Origin of the sequence: Mitsuaria sp. WAJ17, from assembly GCF_014174515.1 — a bacterium.
GTDB lineage: Bacteria > Pseudomonadota > Gammaproteobacteria > Burkholderiales > Burkholderiaceae_C > Roseateles_B.
Window position 1 is genome coordinate 1 of sequence record NZ_JACJUG010000162.1, and the last position, 320, is coordinate 320.

1 protein-coding gene is annotated in these 320 nt (G+C 68.4%); it reads right to left on the reverse strand.

From position 1 onward, the window contains the following. Nucleotides 1-320: efflux RND transporter permease subunit (locus tag H5407_RS23870; protein WP_183106945.1), on the reverse strand; the 320-nt coding region annotated here is incomplete at both ends.

Genomic DNA, 320 nt, shown 5'->3' on the forward strand with positions numbered 1-320 from the left:
GTCATGCCGCGCGACCATTTGCGCTTGGCCCACTGCGACAGATCGTCCAGATAGCAGTAGATCACCGGCACCACCACCAGGGTCAGCAGCGAGGAGGTGATGACCCCGCCGATCACCGCCTGCCCCATCGGCGCGCGCTGCTCCGAACCCTCGGAGAGTGCAAACGCCAGCGGCACCATGCCGAACACCATCGCCAGCGTCGTCATCAGGATCGGCCGCAAGCGCACCTGGGCGGCATGCAGCAGCGCCGCCTCGCGGCCCATGGGCTCGGCGTCGACGCCATGGCCATGCTCGCCCTCGCGCGAGCGGATCGCAAAGTC